Below are 1,792 nucleotides of genomic sequence, written 5' to 3' on the forward strand. Positions count from 1 at the left end.
TCCTGCGTCCTAGGTCTTACGTCCTGAACCGGTCCATTGGCCGCAAGCGTGACGGACGGCACTAAGGCCGCCCTTGCGCCCATCCCTACCCCTCGGCGAACCGCACGCCCGTCGCGGTCAGGAACATGGTGAAGGCCATCGCACCGGCGACCATACGGCTGGTGGTGCCCAGCAGCTCGACCGCCCCAAGTCCTCGCCCACCCACCACTTCAAGGCGCTCCGGGAGGCGGGAGTGACCCGACAGCGGCAGTACGGCCTGGAACGGCGCAGCCATGTCAGGACCGACGATCTCGACGCCCGCTTTCCCGGGCTCCTCGCGCTCGTCGCCGCCTGGACTCCGCGGCAGCCCTGACTCCTGTCGGCGCCCCCGCCTACGGGTACGACGACGGGCCCCGGCGGCAGCCGCCGCCAGAAGGGCGGCGGACGCGGGGCCCGTGGTGGTGGTGAGCGCTTCGGCCGGCCCTTTGGTGAGCGCTTCGGCCGGCCCTTTGCGGGGCGATCGGCCGGGTCCGGCAACGGCTCAGGGGCGGCTACACGGCCGGGCCGCCAGTCTCGACGGCGAAGTCGTTCACCCGTTCCGGGGTGATCCGGACGATCAGCCGCTTCTCCTCCGGACCCTCGGCAGGCGGGTCCTCCGCCAGATAGCGCCACGAGAGCCGCTTCGGCAGCGCCTTGTCCGGGTCGGGCAGCAGTTCGGCGGTGCCCCGGATCTCGGCCGACCGGTACGGGTTGCCCTGGTCGAAGACCGTGAGGCTGACACGCGGGTCGCGCTCGATGTTGCGGGCCTTCTTGCGTGCGGAGGTCACGGAGATGAGCAGCGTGTCACCCTCACGCTCGAACCAGACCACCGAAGTCTGCGGACCGCCGTCGGGGTTGATGGTGGCGAGGGTTGCGAAGTTCCTGCCGTCGAGAAGCTCGGCGGTGGCGGGGGCGAAGCCCTTGAATAACGTCATGTCCGGAAGCAACGGCCCACCGGCGCGAATTCTTCCCTGCGGCTCGCACGAGGCCGGTCCCCCGGGAATCAGCTCCCCGTGGACTCGGCCAGCGAACGGGGGCGCAGGTCCGTCCAGTTGGTCTCGACGTACTCCAGGCAGGCGTCCCGGGTGTTCTCCTCGAAGGCGACGGCCCAGCCCCCGGGGACCTCGGCGAAGGACGGCCAGAGAGAGTGCTGGCCCTCGTCGTTCACCAGGACCAGGAAACGGCCTTCGGGGTCGTCGAACGGGTTGGTGCTCATACGTCAGCGCCTCCTCGGCGGACCGGCCGGGTGGCCGTGTCGGGGGAATGGGCAGCGGCAGGACCGCTGACCACCCGGAGCGAAATCATCAGGTTAGGCTAACCTAATCAACGCTGAGCCTAGCCTTTCGACTTCCCGCTCACAAGGAGACGTTGATGCTTCCCGCGACCGAAGGCTTCCGTACCGGGGACGGCGCGCGCCCGCCCGCGGCCCCGCTTCGCGCAGACTCCCCGGAGGACGCGGAGTTCACCGGCTTCGCCCGCTTCGGGCTGCCCGGCAGCCCTGGGACCGAGGCTTTCTGGGCCTCGGCGCGCAGCCCCGTTCACGTGCCGGGCCCCGACGGTGGTTGGACGGCCCTCTTCCTGTGGCGCGGGTCCCCCGCGAGTGTCGTGTTCGAGAGCTGGTCGGAGCCGGTACCGCTGCGCCGTTTCGCCGGCACGGACTGCTGGTACGCCGAGGTGGCGATGCCCGCGCGGCTGCGGATCGCACCGAAGGCCCGGCGGGTGAGCGAGTGCGGGTCGGCGTAGGCAGCGGTGACGGAGCGTTTGGGCCGCATCC

Annotated in this window: 2 protein-coding genes and 2 pseudogenes; 2 read left to right on the top strand and 2 right to left on the bottom strand. The window is 70.7% G+C overall.

The features are described 5' to 3' along the window. Positions 1-172: 172 nt before the first annotated feature. Positions 173-352, top strand: a pseudogene (locus tag ACWD3D_RS36605) (ArsR family transcriptional regulator); the annotation flags it as partial. 178 nt (positions 353-530) lie between these two features. On the opposite strand, the gene ACWD3D_RS36610 reads toward ACWD3D_RS36605, so the two are convergent. Further along, positions 531-953 (bottom strand): PPOX class F420-dependent oxidoreductase, encoded by a 423-nt coding sequence (locus tag ACWD3D_RS36610; RefSeq protein WP_451464962.1) that lies wholly within the window; start codon positions 951-953, stop codon positions 531-533. 68 nt (positions 954-1,021) lie between these two features. Continuing rightward, on the bottom strand, positions 1,022-1,234 hold the full coding sequence (locus tag ACWD3D_RS36615) for an MbtH family protein (RefSeq protein WP_451464963.1): 213 nt from the start codon (positions 1,232-1,234) through the stop codon (positions 1,022-1,024). A 155-nt stretch (positions 1,235-1,389) separates the two neighbouring features. Between ACWD3D_RS36615 and ACWD3D_RS36620 the strand changes: the two are divergent. Beyond that, positions 1,390-1,719 (top strand): annotated as a pseudogene (locus tag ACWD3D_RS36620) (hypothetical protein); the annotation flags it as partial. Positions 1,720-1,792: the final 73 nt, after the last annotated feature.

The organism is Streptomyces sp. NPDC002690, assembly GCF_053592415.1.

Coding starts and splice junctions, on each gene's coding strand:
- ACWD3D_RS36610 (WP_451464962.1), bottom strand. CDS start 953: ATGACGTTATTCAAGGGCTTCGCCCCCGCCACCGCCGAGCTTCTCGAC.
- ACWD3D_RS36615 (WP_451464963.1), bottom strand. CDS start 1,234: ATGAGCACCAACCCGTTCGACGACCCCGAAGGCCGTTTCCTGGTCCTG.